Origin of the sequence: Flavobacterium urocaniciphilum (assembly GCF_900110615.1) — a bacterium.
GTDB lineage: Bacteria > Bacteroidota > Bacteroidia > Flavobacteriales > Flavobacteriaceae > Flavobacterium > Flavobacterium urocaniciphilum.
The window spans coordinates 53,098-73,107 of record NZ_FOEI01000001.1 but is presented as its reverse complement, the minus strand read 5'-3'; the positions used below and the strand labels follow the sequence as shown (position 1 = coordinate 73,107).

The following is a 20,010-nucleotide window of genomic DNA, read 5'->3' as shown; positions in this document are numbered from 1 at the left end:
CAAATATAATTTTTTAATTGATAAATTTTCTTATTCCGTTAATTATCAAACTTTTCAAATTTTGAATTTAAACTCACGAATTCAGGTACAATTTGTTTCATTTTTTTGACTAAAGTATCTATATTATTTTCATTAGCCCAATTGATCAATTCTAAAACATCTTCATTTAATGAAATATAGTTTTCTGTAATGTCTTTAGCAATCATTATTTTTTGATGATGTGTTGGTAATGTTGTAGATGCATCAGTTAACAATTCTTCATATAATTTTTCACCTGGTCTTAATCCAACAACTTCAATTTTTATATCTTCTTCCGGGACATAGCCTGCTAATTTTATCATCTTATGAGCTAAATCTATAATTTTTACGGGTTTACCCATATCGAAAATAAAAATTTCACTTCCATTACCCATAGCGCCAGCTTCTAAAACGAGTTGACAAGCTTCAGGAATCGTCATAAAATATCGGATAATATCTGGATGTGTTATTGTTATTGGTCCACCTTCATTTATTTGCTTAGTAAATAAGGGCACTACCGAACCATTTGAACCTAAAACATTTCCGAATCGAGTAGTAATGAATTTAGTTGAAGATTCACCCATTTGATCCAAATAAATGGATAACGATTGAACATATTTTTCTGCAATTCTTTTACTTGCTCCCATAACATTACTAGGATTCACAGCCTTATCAGTAGAAATAAAAACAAAACGTTCCACTTTAAATTTAACGGCTAAATCAGCTAAGTTTTTGGTACCTACAACATTAGTAAAAATAGCTTGATTTGGATTAGTTTCCATTAAAGGAACATGTTTATAGGCAGCAGCATGAAAAACAAAATGTGGGTTTAAACTTTTAAATATTCTTTCTAATTGTTCTTTATCACGAACATCAGCTATTATTGGAACAATTTCAATGGTAACTTTACTTAATTCTAACGTTAATTGATGTAATGGTGTTTCAGCTTGATCAATTAAAATTATTTTTGATGGAGAAAAATTCAATACTTGTCTAACAATCTCACTTCCAATAGAACCTGCAGCACCGGTAATTAATACTACTTTATTGGTAATTTGCTGTGAAATTTTTGAATTGTCTAATACAATTTGTTTTCTATCTAATAAATCTAAAATTTCAAAAGTTTTTAAGCTATTACTAATTTTTTTAGTATTCCAATCCATTACAACTGGAACTTTCAATAACTTAATATTGTGTTGTAAACATTGATCAACAATTAATAATTGTAATTTGCTTGGAATATTTTTATCTGCAATAATTAAATTTTTCGCATCTAATGAATCCAAAATCTTCTCAATAGATTTATCATGAGAAATAATAGGAACATTTAAAATTGTTTTAGTGGTGTTTTTATTATACTTATCAATAAAACCAACTAATTTATATCGTTTTGGATATTCTGCATTTATAGCATTTGCCAAAGATATTGCATTAGAATCTGTACCATAAATAACGATATTTTCTAAATTATTTTGATTACTCGCATCCAAATAAATTTGATAAACTACTTTAACAACAATTCTGAAAAAAAGTAAAAAAATAAATGAAAATAAAAATGTTAGAAATAAAGCAGGCATTAAAAATATTTTAGCGCCAGCTTTATAAAAATGCACATAATTTAAAACCGTTAATGCCAAAAAAGAACTAAAAGTAGCCTTAAATAAATTATAACCGTCATTTAATGTTGAATGTCTAATAATTCCTGCATAGGTTTTAAATGCAAAAAAGAAAAATATTTGTGTCGCTAAAATAATTAATGCTCTTCCCGTTAAATCAAGTGTATTGTAATATTTAAACGTTAATTGAGAAATTAAAAAGTAGGTAACAATATTGGCAATTATAACAATAGCAATATCAATAGAAAAAATGATCCATCTTGGCAAATATCCAAAATGTAAAATTTTATCTTTTGAAAATAAATCTGAAAATATCGATTTATATGATGTTTTATTACTATTCACTGTAAAAAATTGGGTTACAAATGTAACAAAATTTACGTATGAAACTAGATTTACAACGTAAAGTAATCACTTAAAACTTTTTCAATTCTTAAAAATTCTTCCTCAGATAAATTAGAGCCTGACGGCAAACACAATCCATTATTAAATAAATCTTCAGAAACAGATTTTCCATAGTATGGTGCATTTGCAAAAACTGGTTGTAAATGCATTGGTTTCCATAAGGGTCTAGTTTCTATATTTTGGCTTTCGAAAGCTAAACGCAATGCTTCTCTTTTTTCGAAAGAATCCAATACAATTGCCGTTAACCAATGATTGGAATAAAAATCAGAACTAGGTTCATGTAATACTTTTACTGAATCAATTGATTGGAAAAAATTCATATAAAAATCATGTGCTTTTCTTCTCAAATGAACATGATCATCTAAAACTTCCATCTGACCGCGACCAATTCCCGCACAAACATTGCTCATTCGATAATTGTAACCAATATGTGAATGTTGGTAATGTGGTGCATTGTCTCTTGCTTGAGTTGAAAGAAAAACTGCTTTGTCTTTTAATTCTTTAGAATGGGTAACCATTGCTCCACCACCTGAAGTTGTGATAATCTTGTTTCCATTGAATGACAATACCGATATATCACCAAATGTTCCACATTTCTGACCTTTATAAGAACTACCCAACGCTTCAGCACTATCCTCTAATATAGGAATTTCGTATTGATTGGCAATCGCTCTAATTTCATCCATTTTTGCTGGCATTCCGTATAAATGAACTGGAATAATTGCTTTTGGTTTTTTCCCTTTAGAAATTCTATCTTTTATGGCTTCTTCCAATGCAATCGGACACATATTCCAAGTATCTAATTCACTATCTATAAATACTGGTGTTGCTCCTAAATAGGCTATTGGATTGGCAGATGCTGAAAATGTCATCGATTGACAAATTACTTCATCACCAGCTTGAACTCCTAATAAAATTAATCCTAAATGTAAAGCTGCAGTACCTGAACTTAAAGCACCTACAAAAACATTTTGATTTAAATACTTTTCTAAATCCGTTTCAAAATTATTCACATTCGGACCTAAAGGGGCTACCCAATTCGTATCAAAAGCTTCGTTAACATATTTTTGTTCATTTCCACCCATATGGGGCGATGATAACCATATTTTATCTTGTTGCATTTTAAACTTCTTTATATTTTACTACTTTTCCAGGTACTCCAACAACAATAGCATTATCAGGAATATCTTCAATAATTACAGCTCCTGCTCCAATCATAACATTTTTACCAATTGTAATATTTTGAATTATAGTAGCTCCTAAACCAACTTGACTTAATTCGCCAACTTTTACATTTCCACCAAGAGTAGCATTTGGTGAAATATGCACATAATCTCCTAATTCACAATCGTGTTCAACAATTGCTCCTGTATTAATAATACAATGTTCTCCAATAACTGCATCGGAATTTACAATTGCACCTGCCATTATTTGAGTACCCTTACCCACTTTGGCAAAATTTGAAACTACTGAATTAGGATGAATAGCCATGATAAAATTAGCATTTATTGAATTAGCAATTTTTTTTCGTATTTGATTATTTCCAATTGTAATGATACAATTTTTATTTAAAAAGTCTGCTTTATTAAATTCTTTTACAACAGAAACCCCAAGTATAGTATTATCATTTGGAGCATCATCTAATATTTGTTTTACATTAAACTTATTTTCACATAAAAGTATATCTAAAACAACTTTACAATGCCCACCAGCTCCATATAAATAAACATCTGGAAGCACTGTAAAAGGTTCAATTGTAGCCGCATTTTCAGATGAAATTCCTTCAGATTTAATTACTTTTTTCACAGTTAAAAAAAGAATTTTCATATCAAATAAAAAAGAAATATTGTTTACATAATAAACATCTAATTCAAACTTTTTATCCCATGAAATAGCGTTTCTACCATTTACTTGTGCCCAACCAGTTATACCAGGTTTAACATTATGTCTTTGATTTTGAAAGTCATTATACAAATGAACATAATCGGTTAATAAAGGTCTAGGACCAATTAAGCTCATATCTCCTTTTAAAACATTTAATAGTTGCGGTATTTCGTCTAATGAAGTTTTGCGTACAAAATTTCCAACAACCGTTAATCGTTCAGCATCTGGTAATAAATTACCATATTTATCCTTTTTATCGTTCATGGTTTTGAACTTGATAATAGAAAACACTTTACAATTTTTTCCAGGTCTACGTTGAACAAAAAAAGGTTTACCATTATTTGCAAAAAACAATAATATAGTAATACCCACAAAAACTGGTAATATTAAAATAAAACCAATTAAAGCAGCAATGAAATCAAATAAAAATTTAAAAATATTTTTATACATGAATACATTCTTTTATATGCTGTAAATATTTTGAAGCAATTACATTTCTATCAAAATTTTCTTTGGCAAATTTATAACCATTTTCTCCTTCAGAAATACAATTTTGAGGATTATTTAAATAGAATTTAATTTTATTTGCGAAATCTTCTGGGTTTTCTGGAAGTATAAAACTTCCTGCTTTTGCATCTTCTACTAAATCTCTTGACACTCCATCTATTGCCATTAGAATTGGCTTTTTACAAGACATATAATCAAATGTTTTATTGGAATAAACGGTTTTAAAAGTAGGAACGTTTTTCAAAACAGAGGCGCCCATATCAGAGGCTAAAACATATTCAAAAACTACTGATTTGGGTACTGGATCTACAAACCGAACGTTTTCAATTTTTTCATTATTCGCAATTTCCACTAATTTTTTCTTTTCCATACCTTCTCCAATGAGAAGGAATAAAACATTTGTATCTTTTAATAGCTTTGCAGTATATAAAATTTGCTCCAAAGCATTAGCCTTCCCATGTGCACCAACATATGTGATTACAAATTTATGTTCTAATTCATGTTCTTTTTTAAAATTTGTTACATTGAAATTTTGTAATAATTTTTCAGATAAATTAAAATCAGCTGCATTGGGAATAAATATTATTTTTTCTGAAGGAACATTTTTATTCTCAATTAATTTAGTTCTAAAAGCTGGAGTTAAAACATTAATAAGCTTAGCATTTTTATATATGAATTTCTCTAGCTTATAAGCAATATTAATAATCAATTTTGAAGAAACAACACCAGTATCAATTGCCGATTCTGGCCATAAATCTCTAATTTCAAAAACATAAGGAACTCTTTTTATTTTAGAAACTAAATAACCGCTAATTCCAATAAACAATGGTGGCGAAGTGACAATTACAACATCATATTTTCCTTTTGCATTAAATAATCCAGCAAATAAACTTGAAAAAACAAAAGAAAAATATCCCCAAAGTCTTCCTAAAAAATTAGCATTATAACTTTCCGAAACATGACAACGTATAACTTTAACGTTACCTTGTTGTTTAACTTTTATAAACTTACCCTTATATTCTTCTCTCTTTTTACTTGAATTATAATGCATCATTCCTGCAATAACAGTAACTTCATTGCCTTCTGAAGTCCATTGTTTTGCAATTTCATTCCAACGTGAACCACCATGATCATCTTCTTCTAAAAAATATTGATGAAACAAAAGTATTTTCAAATTATTCTTCGACATATTTTATTTGGGTTGTAATATTTTTATTGAAAGAAAAAGAAATTCCTTCACCTTTTTCTTTTAATCCATAATACGATGAATTATATGATTCAATATCATTTTGTAATTCAATAGTATGGAATTGTATTTTATCTGAATTATAGTGCCAGTTTTGCTGCATTGAATCAGTATTGGCAAAAGAAACTTCATCCACTACGTTCCAAAGTTCTTCATTTTTAGAAACTGTAACTTTTCTTTTATGTATGGTCTTCGGATTTAAATATTGAAATGCTGAAATTATACCTTCGAAAACATATTCGTTTTCCGTTTCTTGCCACATTGCTTTTTGGGCTTGCGACCAATAAAACCAAATAAATCGGCTTCCTTTTAACATTTGCGAAGCATGATTTAATGAGACAGTATTATGTCCGGAAGTACCCGTAAAATAATTACTATTTTTTTCTGAAGTATTGTATTTATAAGAACCAGAATCAAGTAACACATTTTCGCCTTTAACCCAAACATCTAGATGCAAATTATCTGCATGAGAAGGTCGATCTTTGTGTTTACCACATCTGATGAAAGTGAAAGAATTTTGTTTTCTTGCTAAATAATAACCCCCAAAATCAAATGAAAAAATGCCATACGTTCTTTTTAATGGCACATAATTATTTTCAAATTTTATATTTGATAAAAACCAATTTTCATCATCATAAACATCATCATTTACTATTAAATTTTCATTTGTTAAAAGTTTATGAAGTGTATTTAATTGAGGTTTATAATTTCTAAAATCATATTCATTTAACGGAAAAAATAATGCGCCGTCATTGGCTCCATAATTTGGCAAAAATCCATTTTCATCTTGCATGCATTCAAATAAAAATTGAACACTTTTATAGGCTTTATCATAAACTACTTTAGAAAATTTTTGATTATGAATCTCCTTTAATGCTATTCCGAAAGTTAACAATTGCACTACTACTCTATGGTAATTCATACTAAATTGAAGAAAAGTACCATCTTTATAAATTTGATAATCTATTTCTTGTTCGAAATATTTAGTTCCAATTTCAGACCATTTTCGACTTTCATTAAAAAAGGGAAATAAATTTTGACTTATCGCTAAAAATAAGGTTTCTGTAATGGCATGATTGTTTCTTACAGCAATTCTTGAAAAATTAATATGATTATATACATGTTGTAAAGACCAATAAATAACATACATTATTTTTTGAAATCGTTCTTCTGTTAAAGCATTGGAGTTTTGATAGAAATATAAAGCATATAACCAATTAAATGTGCGTAATGATATTTCTTGACTACACACCCAATTTGGACCTTGATTTATTGGATTTTTATCTATCCAACTTTCAATTTGAGTAAAAACAAATTCAGAATTATCTTGTTCAAAATGATAATCAAAACGAATGATTTTCAATAAAAATGCAAAACGAGATTTTTCCCAAACGTACTTAATATCGCCATTTTCTTTTTTAAAATCTGGAATATCTGTCCAATGTAAATGAATATCGTATTCATAATTAGTATCAGGATTAGTAATCCAATTATAATCTAAACCAATATTTTTCCAATCGTAACTAAAGAAACAAATTTCTCCATTTAAAATTCTTAACGTTTCTTCTTTTAATTTTTTGTTTGGAGTTTTTGGAAAATTTAATTTTTCTCTAGATTCAATTAAAAACTTAGCCTTAGTATCTTTCCAATCTGCTAAAGTGATGAAAGTACTTTGTTTAGGTTTTGTAGGGAACTTGTTTTTTAATAAACCTAACTTTTTAGTAATTAACAATACAACTCTATAGGAAACGTAACGAATTCCCATATTTTTAATCAGTTGAAATGCTAAATTTATTTTCAAAATAATAGTTTACAAGTTAATATCAATCCATTTCCCTTCTTTCAAACTTTGTAAGGCAGCAAGAGAAGCTTCAGTTGTGTTAACGATTTCATCAAATGAAATTAATGGATTTCCACCTATTTGTAATTGAGAAATAAGACTATGAAATTGATTCTTATGACCTTTATCTAAGGATGTTTTTAATTTCGAAAAACCTTTGAATCCAAATCCTTCTGTTTTTCTAAAATTATCCATAATTAAAGTTTTATTTTGAGAATAAACCTCAACTCTTTCTTTCGAATAAGCTTTACTACCATTCGAAAAATAATTAATTACTCCGGTTGATCCGTTTTCATACTTTAATAAAATGGTAGCATTATCTGTATTTTCTTCGGGATTAGTAAGCATTGCATTCATACAAACTGATTTAACTTTACTTCCCGTTAAATATGTAATTAAATCTATAAAATGACATGCTTCACCTACAATTCTTCCTCCACCTACTTTCATATCATGAATCCAAACATTTGCTGGAATAAAACCAGCATTCATTGTAGCAACTACATTCATCGTAGCATTTCCTAAAAGCGATTTCATTTTTATGGCATGAGGAGAAAATCTACGATTAAAACCAACTGTAACAGTTTTGTTTGATTCTTTTTGTGCTTCTATTATTTGATTTAATTCTTCTAAATTTAAAGCTAATGGTTTTTCTACAAATACATGTTTATTGGCTTTTAAACTTTCAATTGTTAGTTGAGCATGCATGTTGTGTTTTGTTGTAATACATACCAAATCAACTTCATTATCACTTAAAATTTCCTTGTAATTCGTTGTAGAATATGAAAAATTATATTTTTTAGCTAAAACAGTACTTGAAACACCACCCTGACTAGCAATATACTTTAAATTGGCATTACTACCTTTTAAAGCTGGCAACATTGTCATTTTTGTAAAATTACCAGAACCTACAATTCCAATTACACCTTTTTGACCTTCAAATTGGCTATTATTTATTTGAATTTTATGGGAAGGATTACACTCTGAAGTTTTGTATTTTAATATGGAAGCAATAGTATTATTTTTGCCCATATTTCCATAAATGTCTAAATAATTTTCAAGTAAAACAATTTCAGAAATCATTTCATCTACTTGCAATTGATTTTGTGAAATAGCTTGTAAAATAGCTTCAAAATTTCTTTTTTCAGTCCATCTCACAAAAGGCAAAGGATAATCTATTCCTTTATTTTCATAATTATCATCATATCTTCCAGGTCCGTAAGAACAAGAAACTTGGAAGGATAATTCCTTTTCATAAAACTCGGCTCTGCTTAAATTTAATCCTGTAACTCCAACTAAAATTATTCTTCCTCTTTTACGAGACATTTTTGCTGCATTAGAGATAATTTCATCAGATTTTGAACTTGCTGTAATAATTACACCATCTGCACCTATTCCATTAGTTTGTTCTGAAACAAAACTTACAACATCGTTTGATTTCGGATTAAAAGGAATAATACCCCATTTTTTGGCAAGTTCTAATTTACTGTCATCAATATCAACTCCAATAACTTTACATCCATTTGATTTAAGTAATTGAGCTGTTAACAAACCAATTAAACCTAATCCGACTACAACAATAGTTTCTCCAAAAGTAGGTTTCAACAATCTTATACCTTGCAAACCAATAGATCCAATTACCGTAAAAGTTGCTTGCTCATTTGTTACATTTTCTGGAATAGCTGCTACTAAATTTTGAGGCACCAAAACAAATTCTGCATGTTGTCCATTAGATGCAACTCTATCTCCAATTTTAAAATCGGAAACTCCTTCACCAACTGCAATAACTTTTCCAACATTACAATAACCTAATGGAAGTGGTTCGCCTAGTTTATTAAAAACAGCTTCTAAAGTTGGCATTAAACCATCTGTTTTTATTTTATCTAAAACTTGCTTTACTTTATCTGGTTGTTGTCTAGCTTTAGAAATCAAATTGGACTTCCCAAACTCAACTAACATTTTTTCTGTACCTAATGAAACTAAAGAATTTGCAGTTTGTATTAAAACGGCTCCTTTTTTAACAATTGGTGCTGGCACTTCTTCTAGAATAGTTTCACCTGTTTTAAAAGATTGAATTATTTGCTTCATTTATCAATTATTTTTATCTACAAATTGTCTCATCCAAGATTCTATCGCTAAAAGCGACCAAATTGGATAGGATACATCTTTTGTTCCTTTTTTGTTATCTGCAATTAATTGTTGGACTTTTTCGTAATTAAAAATTCCTCGTTTGGTAATTGTTTCTTTACTTAAATAATCATTAATAATTGCATCCATATCATTTAATATCCACTCTCTTACCGGACCGCCAAATCCTGTTTTTGGTCTATAAATAACATCATGTGGTAAATATCTTTCAGCTACTTTTTTCAATAAATATTTTGCTTCTTTTCCTTTCAATTTAAATTCTGGTGGAATATTCGTTGAAAAATTAACTAATTCAACATCTAGATAAGGCACACGAACTTCAACACCTGTTGCCATACTCAACTTATCCGTATAATTTAAATTATGACTCACCAAAAAAGTATTCAATTCCCAAAAAAGCATTTTATTTAGATTTGATTTTTCGTTTGGAATACTTTTTATAATTTCTTTAAAATATAAATGTTTGTCTTTTGTATTTTTATCAATAAATAAATTTTCTAAAGTTTCATTATCAATCCAATCAAAATACCCTAACATTGTGTCATTAATCGGTTGATCAATATTATAAAATAATTTATTGATTCTTCTACCAAATGATGATTTTCGATTAAACAAAGAAGCAACTTTTTTAATGACCTTTCTTAAGAACAAAGGTATTAATTGCATTTTTTGAATAATCGGAATAGCAACATGTCTTCTATAACCAGAAAAAACATCATCTCCAGCAGTTCCTCCAATTAATACTTTTATACCTTTTTCTCTTGCAGCTTTACAAATATTTAATACATGAATTGGTGCTGGATCTGCCTGAGGTTCATCTAAATGAAAAACAATTTTATCAAAATCTTTTAAAATATCAATTTTTCCTTCAACAATATTTAAATTTACATCTAAGTGTTTGGCAATACTTTTAGCATATTCAAAATCACTTGCAAAACCTTCTTTTTCAACTTCTTCAGTCTTTAAGGTAAAACATTCAATTGTAGAATTGGGATGTATTTTTTTGGCAATGGCAACTAACAAACTTGAATCTAAACCTCCGGAAAGGAAAAAACCTACAGGAACATCAGATAACATTTGTCGTTGAACCGATTCAATAAGTTTATTCTCTAATTCGTCTATCCATTGCTTTTCTGTTTTTTGAAGATACTTTCCAGTAAAAGGAACATGGTAATATTTTACAATTTCACCTTTTCCCATTTCTTCTGAATTGCCTTTAATATAGCAACCCTGATGTAATTTTTTAAATTCTTTTTCGGGTGTTAATTCACCTGGTGCCCATAAAAAATTTATATAATTTTTTAAAGCAAAATTATCTACTTCTAATTCCTTTTTAAATGGTAAAATGGCTTTTAATTCGGAAGAAAAACAAATTTCATTTATTCCTATATAATAATATAATGGTTTAATTCCAAAATGATCTCTTGCAATTATAAAATCTTTTGTTTCAATATTATAAAAACTGAAAGCAAAAATTCCGTTTAATTTAGAAATAAATTCAATTCCGTAGTGAATCAAACCATATAAAAGAGTTTCAGTATCACTAGTAGATTTAAAGTTTTGATTAGGTAAATATTCGGATCTAAGTTCTAAATGATTATAAATTTCACCATTAAAAATGATTACATATTTATTATCACTAGAGAACATGGGTTGATTACCGTTTTCCGATAAATCTAAAATTGACAAACGTGTTTGCCCTAAAAAATATGTATTTCCTTGTGTTGCATTTGCAAAATCTGGACCTCTATGAGCAATTGCATCAAGAGAAACTTTACTTGTAAAATTTTGAACATTGGAACCAAAATATCCTAAAATACCACACATGAAAACTTAAGTATTTGTTTTTTCGTTAATTATTATATTTAAATATTTGTCGGCTCTTTGTTTTGCTGTATCAAAAGTTTTCAATTGTTCTAGACCGTTATTTATTAATGTTTCTTGATATTTTATATCATAGGACAAATGTACAATTGCATTTGCAATATCGTTCTCGTCTAATGGATCGAAATAAAAAGCGGCAGTATTACAAATACTTTTGGCAAATGGTAAATCTGATGTTAAAATTGGTTTTCTCATTACCATTGCTTCACAATAAGAAGCAGAAAAACATTCTAAAAGTGTGGGTAAAAATAAGAAATCTGTTTGAGAATATAAGTCTGGACATTGATTTATTGCTACTTTTCCCAAAAATACGATATTATTGTTTAATTCATCATTTTCACTAATTCCGAATTCTTCTCTTTCAATAGTTAAAATGAATTGAAATTTAAATTCTGGAAAATTGTTTTTTAGAACTGGAATTATTTTCTTAATTATTGCTAAATTTTTATGTGGATAGTTTGCTGAAATACTCAACAAATTAATAGTTTCTTTATCTTTCCTAATATTGAACTTTTTAACCCAAAGATTTTCATCATCAAAAACTTGATTATAATAGTTCGAAACAGTAAAAACAGGTTGAGTTACTTTAGTAGCTAAAATATCAGAAACAATTTTATTTTCAGTAATTAAAATTTCATTATTGTTTCTAATATCATACATATGAAAAAACTCCATTAATTTTAACTTCAATTTATAAAACCATGAAACTTGTTTAAAAAAAGGTGAATCTTTAAATATGTAATCCGGTCTTGCAAAACCACAAACATGTTTAGCTTTTGGTTGCCAATACGTTGGTCCAAACACTGAAAATACAGCTTCAGGTTCGTATTTATCTTCTATGTCTGATAAAAATGTATCTGTTCCTGTTATTGCTTTTTTAGCAGAAGGCTTAATAGAATAATGAAAAAATTTAAAATTATCAGGAAATTCAGATTGATTGATTTGATACTTTAAAAAATCAGAAAGAACTACTATAAATTGATGCTCTGTATTATTCTTAATTTCATATAAAAATGAATGTGCAACCTGCAATCCACCACCAACTTTTAAATTGGAACAATTGATTAAAATTTTCATCTTTTATTCTATTTAGTTGAATTTAAAAATTGAATTAGATTATAGGCTGCTTGCTTTCTTGTATAATTTTCCAATACATTTTGATATGCATTTTGCCCCATTTCATTTAATTGACTTTTGGAAAGATTAGCAAATTTATTCAAACTTAGTGCAATTGATTCTTTTGTTATTTCTTCAATTTCAATTCCTGTAGAAGAGAAAAGCAATTCATTAAAATTTCCAGCTTTATTTGATAAAAGTAATGGTTTTTTCATCATACTAGCTTCAATTGGAGATAAAGGGTTTGGGTCTAATTTAGTTGGCAGTGCGAAAACATCAGCAATTTTTAAAAATTCTCTAACCACAATTTTATCAACATGACCTAATAAATGAACGGAAGTAATATTATTTTTTGTTAGGAAGGCTTTTAATTTTGTTTCTAATTCCCCTGTTCCTAAAATAATAATTTCAATATCATCTTTTACATTTTCTTCTAAACTAAAATAGGCTTCAACGAATGGTAAAACACCTTTTCTATCATCAATACTAGAAATTAATAAAATGATTTTCTTTTGCAAAGAAATATTATTTTTCAATCTTAATTCCGATTGAGTTGGTACTAAATTCTCATTAAAAAATTCTTCGTCAATAGTATTTGGTAAATAACCAATTGGTAATATTTTAGGTGAGATTAAATCTGTAACATATTTTTTAGAATTTTCATTTGGAACTAAAAAACCATCAAATTTTTTATAAATTGAATTTCTTAATTTATTTACAATCGAATTACTTGATCTTTGTGCGCTTTGATGTCCTTCACTCCAAAAAAACTTTTTTATTTTTTTATTATAAAAATAAAGTGCTTGTAACATAGTTGGAGTATTCCAAGCACCAGCAATAATTATTTGTTCTGGATTTAATTTCTTTAAAACTTTACAAACAGATAAATTAATGTGCGGATAGGTTTCCTTAAATTCTGGATGAAAACCTTTTAAAATCGTAAAATTATACTTTTGTTCACTAGGATTAAATTCCCAAAAACGTCTGGGTTCTGTTTTTGCGCAATACAAAACATGTAAGCTTGAATTTCTTTCTAATAATTGCAAATTCAATTCATTAAAAAAAGCAGTTCTATATGGCGTTGGAATATTTGTAAGTATAACGATCATTATTATTTTTTTTATAAAATAGCTTTAAGGTAATATACAAATATACGATAAGCGTAAATTCTTGTGGAAAAAAACCACGAGTAATAATTTGGAATAAAACCATGGCAATAAATACAATAATTATTCTATTTCTGGTAAATTCTAAATTCAATTTTTTAGAAAAATAGGATAAAATAAAAGCCAAAACAGACATAAAAAAAACTACACCTGAAATACCAAAGGCAATATAATAGGCAAAAATATTAGTTACTGCAGCACCCGATTCTTGTCCGCCAATAGAATTAAAACAATTTTTAATAATTTCTTGTTGAGGAATTTCAGGTTTTTTATTGTGTAAATACAAACTTGCCGGAGTAATTCTAATTAAAATATGCAAAAACATAGAGCTCCCATAATCATGATCAACTTTATATTTGTTCATATATTTCAATACATTAAAATCGGTTGAATAATTATCTGTTTGATGTAAAAAATAATCGTAACCCGACATATCATTTGGACTATCCTGAGACAATACAACTTCATCGAAATTTTGTTCTTTAAAAACTTGTCTATTAACCGATATGAAATTGATGATATAGGCAAACAAGAAGATAAAAACTGTAGATTTTATTATAGTTGAAAATTTAATTCTGTTTTGAATTAAAAGCAAGTAAAAGAAGGCAATAAATAACAAAATTACTCTATACCTAAATCCTAAAAATAAAAAATAAAAAAATGTAATTATGGTTAATGTTATAATGATAAAATTTTGTTTTTTTTCATAATAAAATATGGCTAATGCCAATATTAAAGAGTCAGCAAAAAATAACAAGTAATTGAAAATACCTTCAATTTGATCACTTTGATTTTCTTGTCTGAATCTATAAACAACAAAAGTTACTATTAAGAAAAATCCATATAAATAATATTTTGCATTTTTACTTAAAGTAAATTTTTGAATGGTAACTTTCTCTTTTTTAAAATAGGAAAACCCAATAAAATAGGAAACAATAAAAGAAAATATGGCTATACAATAAATTTGCACACCATAGTCGAAATAATCATAATAATTACCTCCAAGCTTTTCATAATTACCCGTTTGATATGTTTTTAAAGGACCTAAAAAACAATAAACAAAATACAATACTAATGCAAATAGAAACAAAAAATGTTGCTTCGGATTTTTTCTTGCAAGATAAATTCCAAATAAAATAATAAAGACTAAAACAATTAAATAAGACATTATTAATTTTTGTTTCTAAAGGAAATATACTTTAAAAAGTCTCTACCTTGAAGACTTTCCACAACTAAATTAGAATAAATATTCTTGCGGTTTCTAATAAATTTTGCTGGATTTCCGGCGAAAATTACATTTTCATCTAAAATTGATTTAGTTAAAATTGAAAATGCGCCTAGTACTACACCTTTTGAAATTTCTTTACATGATGGCAAAATAGCAGCATTTGTTGCAATCCATACAAAATCATTAATTATAAGTGGATTAGAAATTGTTTCAAAATCTAATGAATCTACCTCATGAGAAGCACGTAAAATAGTAACATTTTTGTTAATGATTACATGATTTCCAATAGTAATAGTATCTCTTAAATCTAAATTAGAAGTTTCAACAATTGAAGAATCTCCAACGCATAAATTTTTGTTTGCTTTTATAGCTAATGAAAAAGTAATATAAGTATTTTTCCCAATTCTTGCCCCTTTTACAATAGCAATTTGCCTATTAATTTCAGCCAAAAAATGATTATAAAAACGGGGTAAAATACCAATTAAAAACTTTAAGGTAGATCTAGATTGAATTTTATTTTTATAATTAGAATAATCTATATTATTCATTTGCTTTAGAATTATAGTAATATTTTAAACTTGTTAATACTAATATAGCAATAAACATACTTAACATATATCCCATACCACCTAAATTAGCATAAGATAAATTTACATAAATTAAAGCGATAAATATACTATTCCAAAAAATAGAAATATAGAAATTCGTCCAAGCTTTACCTTTTGCAATTAGACTTTGATCCATAACACTAGCAATTACGAAAAAAGGAATGGATATATAAGCATAAAAAGAAGTCCAAAAGTCGACTTGAAAATCTTTACCAAAAAGTTTCATTATATCATTTGAAAAAAACAAAAACGGAATAATACAAATAAGTGCAATTCCGAAATTTAACTGCATACTTTTTTTCAAATAATTTTTATATTGATTATTATCATCATTCTTTGAAAGTGTGTTACTCAAAAGTGGCAACGTTACTAAGCTAATATAACTTGGAATAATAAGGATCAAGCTTCTAATTTGCATTATTGCTCCAATTTTTCCATTTTCTATCATACCTGCAAATGTTACCAACAAAACTTGTGAATACCAAAAGAATGGAGCTTCAATAATTGATGCCAACAAAATTGGAATTGACATCTTAGACAATTGTGAAAAATGAAAAATATTTGAGTCAAAAACAAATAAAGAAATATGTTCTTTTTTCAATTTTACATACAAATAAACTGCAGTTATGAGTGTCATAAACACTGTAAAAATCAAATATCCTAAAATAGCTCCATACACACCTTTACTCATAGAAAATAGAGGCACAAACAGTAAAAAAGAAATAGCTCCAATGGCTTGAACTATCCCTAAAGCTTTAAACCATTCAAAACCTCTAAAAACAGCTTCATTTAACGGATAAATAACACCAAAAAACAAAACAACAACACTTAATTGAATTTCTTCAGTAAGTTGAGGCGTTTTTAAAACAGAAGTACTTAAATAGGGTGCGATGAAATAAACTACAACAGCCAAAACTACAGTCATTATTAAAACAAAAACATAATTTTGAGTTACTAACTGTGCGCATTTTTTTTTGTCAGATTCTCTAAACTCTGAAATATATTTGGTTAGAACTGTTCCGATATTTAGACCGGCAATCGTTAAAATTAAATTGATTGTACTTCTTGTAATTCCGAATTCCCCGTATTTTTCAACACCTAAAATATTAGCACACCAAACAGTACCAATCATCATAAATAAGCGAGAAAATCCATTACCAAGAAGCGTCCAAAAAACACCCGAAAGCAATCTAGAGTTATTAATTCTATTTTTAAGTTGTACAATCAAACTCATTTTATTTCGATATTAAATTTCAATAATTCGTTTGAAAGTATTTTTTCAAAATTTGCTTCAGAATAATCATTTATTCTCAATAATGCATTTTCTGAAAATTGTTTTAGAATTTCTCTATTTTCGTTTAAATACAAAATTCTTTTTACTATAGAATTCGCATCATCTTCAATAAAACCATTGCTGTTTTCTTGTACAACTGTAGCACAATTTGGACTGGCAATTACAGGAATTCCATAAGACATCGCTTCTAATTGAACCATCCCAAAACCATCACATTGAGTTGGAAAAACCAAGACATCCATATTTTGATAGGCTACACTAAGATTTTTCATTGACATATGCCCTGTAAATTTTATAAATTCAGAAGCATTATCAATATAGTTTTCCGAAAAATGCGATGTTCCAATTGCTGTAAAGTTACAAATACCTTTCAATTGTTTAGCGACATCTAAAAAAATAGGAAAACCTTTCATTTCGTTAATATTTCCAACGAATCCTATTGTTAAAACAGGATTAAAGTGTTTCTTTTTGATATTAGAAGTTACGTTGTATATTAGAGGTACAACAATTATCTTGTCAGCATTAACCTGATATTTTTCTAAACATTTTTTGGAAAATTCTGAATTCACCAAAATCGCATCGGCTAATTTCCATTCTTCTTGAATGTTTTTTAAAAATTGTTCTTTGTAAGTAGAATTTTCACCATTTTCAATATCATAATACACAATACCTGGATCAATTTGGTTGTGTAAAAAAAAGACATTTTGATTTTTTTTAAGTCTTTTCAATATTTTCAAATTTCCTCCTGTATAACCCCATAAGAGTATTTTTTCAGTTGAATCTATTTTATTTAATATTTTTTTTAATGCAAAGTTTGTAAAATAGTTACCGGTAAAATTCCAAATTCGGAATTTATTAGACATTAATTTTATACAAACCTCAACAAAAAAAATTTGTAAAATAGAATACGAAATAATTTGATTAGATTGAATGTTTTTATTGAATCTTCTAGAAAATTTATTAGTAAAAAAAGTAGATTTAGAACGTTTCCAATAATCAGTTATCAAACAAAGTAATAGATTTCTTTTAGAGAAAAATTCTCCAATACTATAATAATCCCTTGCACCAATATGATAAACAATTATTTTCATTTATACCTTTATTTTTTGGCAACAATGTTTCCAGCATATTGATCAACAATTGTAAATCCAAATGCTTTCATTTTAGCAATCATCGTTTCAGGTGTTATTAAATTACCATCTATTTCAATGTCATGTAATTCAATAATAATCATACTACAATTTTTAAAAACTGATTCATCCGAATTTAACAAAACAAAATATTCTGCACCTTCAATATCAGAAATTAATACAAAATCATCATCGATTTTATATCGATCTAAAATATCATTTAAATTAACATTTTTAGAATTGTTTTGATTGGACTTTTGAATTTTACCTTTTGTATTATCTTCACCAATAAAGAATTCATACCCATTTACGCCAATAATTTCATTAAAAGCACTAACATTTGTAATGTTATTAATTTTATGATTATTTTGAATTATTGGGATAAATCTAGAATCTGCTTCAAAAGCTAAAATCTTAGAATTCGGATTATTTTTAGAAATAAAAGAAGACATCACGCCAATACTTGAACCTAATTCTATAATTGTTCCAGAATAATTATTTAAATATTTTTCAATAAATCTAATTTCAGAAGATTCGTAGGTTTTGAAAAATAAAGCAGCTGCTATTTTCTTTCTAATAATTTTATAATTAATATTAATTTTTAATCCATGAAAAGTAATTGTTCCTTTATAAAAAAGGAACAATAAAAATCCAGTTATATTATTTACTAATAACTTTGAGATTAAAATTTTAATACGCAATAACATAATTAAAAATTTGAATGTACTCCACAAAAATCTAAAACAACTTTATCCGATTTGATATCTAAGTTTTTAAATTCTTGATGATTAACTAAAAACACAATTATATCTGCTTTTTCTACAGCTTCTTTATAATGGGTTAATTTGAATACTTGATGTGATGTAATATTTGGCTCAACAATATAAAACTCTTCATTTTGAGCATCTTGTAAAACTTTTTGAGCTATATATTTTGCTGGAGATTCTCTTAAATCGTCGATATTTGGTTTAAAAGCTAATCCCATTAAAGCTATACTTGGTTTTTTGCCATGTTTCAATTGAAATTCTAACTTCGTAGTTTTCACTTTTTCGGCACACCAAAAAGATTTATAATTATTAATTTCCCTTGCTTTTCCAATTAATTGTGACTCCATTGGATAGTCGGCAACTATAAAATAAGGATCAACTGCAATACAATGTCCTCCTACTCCACAACCAGGTTGTAAAATATTAACTCGAGGATGTTTATTAGCTAAATTTATCAATTCCCAAACATTAATATTTGCTTTATCACAAATTAATGAAAGCTCGTTGGCAAAAGCAATTTGAACATCACGAGAAGAATTTTCAGTTAATTTGCACATTTCAGCAGTTCGTGCATTAGTACCATGTAAATTACCGTTTACAAAATGTTTATAAAACGCTAATGCTTTTTGTGTTGAAATATCATTTACACCACCAATTACTCTATCATTATGTACTAATTCGTACATTATATTTCCTGGTAAAACTCGTTCAGGACAATAAGCAATAAATATTTCGTTTGTAAGTTCTGGTCTTTCTGAAAAGATTAAATCCATCATTTTTTCAGTAGTTCCAATTGGAGATGTAGATTCGATAATATATAAATCTCCTTTTTTCAAATAAGGGATAACTGCTTTAGTTGCAGCACTAACGAAAGAAATATCTGGTTCATTTTTCGATTTAAATGGAGTTGGAACAACTATTAAATACACATCACCAGATTCAATAGAAGTACTAGCTTTTAAAAATCCTTTTCTAACAACTTCTTCTACAACTTCTTCTAAAGATGGTTCTACAATATGAATTTTTCCTTCATTAATTGTATGTACAACATTTTCATTTAAATCTACTCCATGAACAGCAATTCCATTTTTAGCAATTAATGCTGAAGTTGGCAATCCAATATATCCTAAACCAAGAGTTACAACTTTCATAA

General features: G+C 27.4%; 14 protein-coding genes and 2 pseudogenes. All 16 read right to left on the bottom strand.

The genetic code is table 11. The features are described from left to right. Positions 1 to 38: 38 nt before the first annotated feature. Complete coding sequence (locus BMY86_RS00275) at positions 39 to 1,979, bottom strand: polysaccharide biosynthesis protein (RefSeq protein ID WP_091463497.1); 1,941 nt, start codon at positions 1,977 to 1,979, stop codon at positions 39 to 41. Between the two features lie 50 nt (positions 1,980 to 2,029). Further along, entirely contained in the window at positions 2,030 to 3,160 is a 1,131-nt protein-coding gene (locus tag BMY86_RS00270; RefSeq protein ID WP_091463494.1) for a DegT/DnrJ/EryC1/StrS family aminotransferase, read from the bottom strand. A 1-nt stretch (position 3,161) separates the two neighbouring features. Then, a pseudogene (locus BMY86_RS13135) lies at positions 3,162 to 3,755 on the bottom strand (acetyltransferase); the annotation flags it as partial. Positions 3,756 to 3,782: 27 nt separating this feature from the next. Further along, positions 3,783 to 4,373, bottom strand: a pseudogene (locus BMY86_RS13155) (sugar transferase); the annotation flags it as partial. After that, positions 4,366 to 5,619: a glycosyltransferase family 4 protein gene (locus tag BMY86_RS00260; RefSeq protein WP_245745575.1), complete on the bottom strand. Its 1,254-nt coding sequence runs from the start codon at positions 5,617 to 5,619 to the stop codon at positions 4,366 to 4,368. The gene BMY86_RS00260 and the pseudogene BMY86_RS13155, both read right to left, overlap by 8 nt. Then, entirely contained in the window at positions 5,606 to 7,441 is a 1,836-nt protein-coding gene (locus BMY86_RS00255) for an alginate lyase family protein (RefSeq protein ID WP_091463490.1), read from the bottom strand. The genes BMY86_RS00260 and BMY86_RS00255 overlap by 14 nt, the downstream gene beginning before the upstream one ends. A gap of 45 nt (positions 7,442 to 7,486) precedes the next feature. Further along, positions 7,487 to 9,604 carry a bi-domain-containing oxidoreductase gene (locus BMY86_RS00250; protein WP_091463489.1) on the bottom strand — a complete coding sequence of 706 codons (2,118 nt, stop codon included), beginning with the start codon at positions 9,602 to 9,604 and terminating at the stop codon, positions 7,487 to 7,489. 3 nt (positions 9,605 to 9,607) lie between these two features. After that, positions 9,608 to 11,491, bottom strand: a complete 1,884-nt coding sequence (asnB, locus tag BMY86_RS00245) for an asparagine synthase (glutamine-hydrolyzing) (protein ID WP_091463488.1) — start codon at positions 11,489 to 11,491, stop codon at positions 9,608 to 9,610. 6 nt (positions 11,492 to 11,497) lie between these two features. Continuing rightward, positions 11,498 to 12,625, bottom strand: a complete 1,128-nt coding sequence (locus tag BMY86_RS00240) for a glycosyltransferase (protein WP_091463487.1) — start codon at positions 12,623 to 12,625, stop codon at positions 11,498 to 11,500. Positions 12,626 to 12,633: 8 nt separating this feature from the next. Then, the gene (locus tag BMY86_RS00235) at positions 12,634 to 13,773 is read right to left on the bottom strand and encodes a glycosyltransferase family 4 protein (protein WP_091463486.1); all 1,140 of its coding nucleotides are present in this window, start codon (positions 13,771 to 13,773) and stop codon (positions 12,634 to 12,636) included. Beyond that, entirely contained in the window at positions 13,736 to 14,998 is a 1,263-nt protein-coding gene (locus tag BMY86_RS00230; RefSeq protein WP_091463485.1) for an O-antigen polymerase, read from the bottom strand. The genes BMY86_RS00235 and BMY86_RS00230 overlap by 38 nt, the downstream gene beginning before the upstream one ends. Positions 14,999 to 15,000: 2 nt before the next feature. Next, positions 15,001 to 15,606, bottom strand: a complete 606-nt coding sequence (locus BMY86_RS00225; protein WP_091463484.1) for an acyltransferase — start codon at positions 15,604 to 15,606, stop codon at positions 15,001 to 15,003. Further along, positions 15,599 to 16,900 (bottom strand): oligosaccharide flippase family protein, encoded by a 1,302-nt coding sequence (locus tag BMY86_RS00220; protein WP_091463482.1) that lies wholly within the window; start codon positions 16,898 to 16,900, stop codon positions 15,599 to 15,601. Before BMY86_RS00220 ends, BMY86_RS00225 begins: the two co-directional genes overlap by 8 nt. Continuing rightward, the gene (locus tag BMY86_RS00215) at positions 16,897 to 18,051 is read right to left on the bottom strand and encodes a glycosyltransferase family 4 protein (RefSeq protein ID WP_091463478.1); all 1,155 of its coding nucleotides are present in this window, start codon (positions 18,049 to 18,051) and stop codon (positions 16,897 to 16,899) included. Before BMY86_RS00215 ends, BMY86_RS00220 begins: the two co-directional genes overlap by 4 nt. Positions 18,052 to 18,059: 8 nt before the next feature. After that, the gene (locus tag BMY86_RS00210) at positions 18,060 to 18,797 is read right to left on the bottom strand and encodes an FkbM family methyltransferase (RefSeq protein WP_091463475.1); all 738 of its coding nucleotides are present in this window, start codon (positions 18,795 to 18,797) and stop codon (positions 18,060 to 18,062) included. Positions 18,798 to 18,799: 2 nt separating this feature from the next. Beyond that, the gene (gene wecC, locus BMY86_RS00205; RefSeq protein ID WP_091465518.1) at positions 18,800 to 20,008 is read right to left on the bottom strand and encodes a UDP-N-acetyl-D-mannosamine dehydrogenase; all 1,209 of its coding nucleotides are present in this window, start codon (positions 20,006 to 20,008) and stop codon (positions 18,800 to 18,802) included. Between the last annotated feature and the right edge of the window lie 2 nt (positions 20,009 to 20,010).

What these genes read in the sequence shown, in the direction of transcription:
- BMY86_RS00270 (WP_091463494.1), bottom strand. Translation starts at nt 3,160, where the DNA reads ATGCAACAAGATAAAATATGGTTATCATCGCCCCATATGGGTGGAAAT.
- BMY86_RS00260 (WP_245745575.1), bottom strand. Translation starts at nt 5,619, where the DNA reads ATGTCGAAGAATAATTTGAAAATACTTTTGTTTCATCAATATTTTTTA.
- BMY86_RS00255 (WP_091463490.1), bottom strand. Translation starts at nt 7,441, where the DNA reads ATGGGAATTCGTTACGTTTCCTATAGAGTTGTATTGTTAATTACTAAA.
- BMY86_RS00250 (WP_091463489.1), bottom strand. Translation starts at nt 9,604, where the DNA reads ATGAAGCAAATAATTCAATCTTTTAAAACAGGTGAAACTATTCTAGAA.
- asnB (WP_091463488.1), bottom strand. Translation starts at nt 11,491, where the DNA reads ATGTGTGGTATTTTAGGATATTTTGGTTCCAATGTTCAAAATTTTACA.
- BMY86_RS00240 (WP_091463487.1), bottom strand. Translation starts at nt 12,625, where the DNA reads ATGAAAATTTTAATCAATTGTTCCAATTTAAAAGTTGGTGGTGGATTG.
- BMY86_RS00235 (WP_091463486.1), bottom strand. Translation starts at nt 13,773, where the DNA reads ATGATCGTTATACTTACAAATATTCCAACGCCATATAGAACTGCTTTT.
- BMY86_RS00230 (WP_091463485.1), bottom strand. Translation starts at nt 14,998, where the DNA reads ATGTCTTATTTAATTGTTTTAGTCTTTATTATTTTATTTGGAATTTAT.
- BMY86_RS00225 (WP_091463484.1), bottom strand. Translation starts at nt 15,606, where the DNA reads ATGAATAATATAGATTATTCTAATTATAAAAATAAAATTCAATCTAGA.
- BMY86_RS00220 (WP_091463482.1), bottom strand. Translation starts at nt 16,900, where the DNA reads ATGAGTTTGATTGTACAACTTAAAAATAGAATTAATAACTCTAGATTG.
- BMY86_RS00215 (WP_091463478.1), bottom strand. Translation starts at nt 18,051, where the DNA reads ATGAAAATAATTGTTTATCATATTGGTGCAAGGGATTATTATAGTATT.
- BMY86_RS00210 (WP_091463475.1), bottom strand. Translation starts at nt 18,797, where the DNA reads ATGTTATTGCGTATTAAAATTTTAATCTCAAAGTTATTAGTAAATAAT.
- wecC (WP_091465518.1), bottom strand. Translation starts at nt 20,008, where the DNA reads ATGAAAGTTGTAACTCTTGGTTTAGGATATATTGGATTGCCAACTTCA.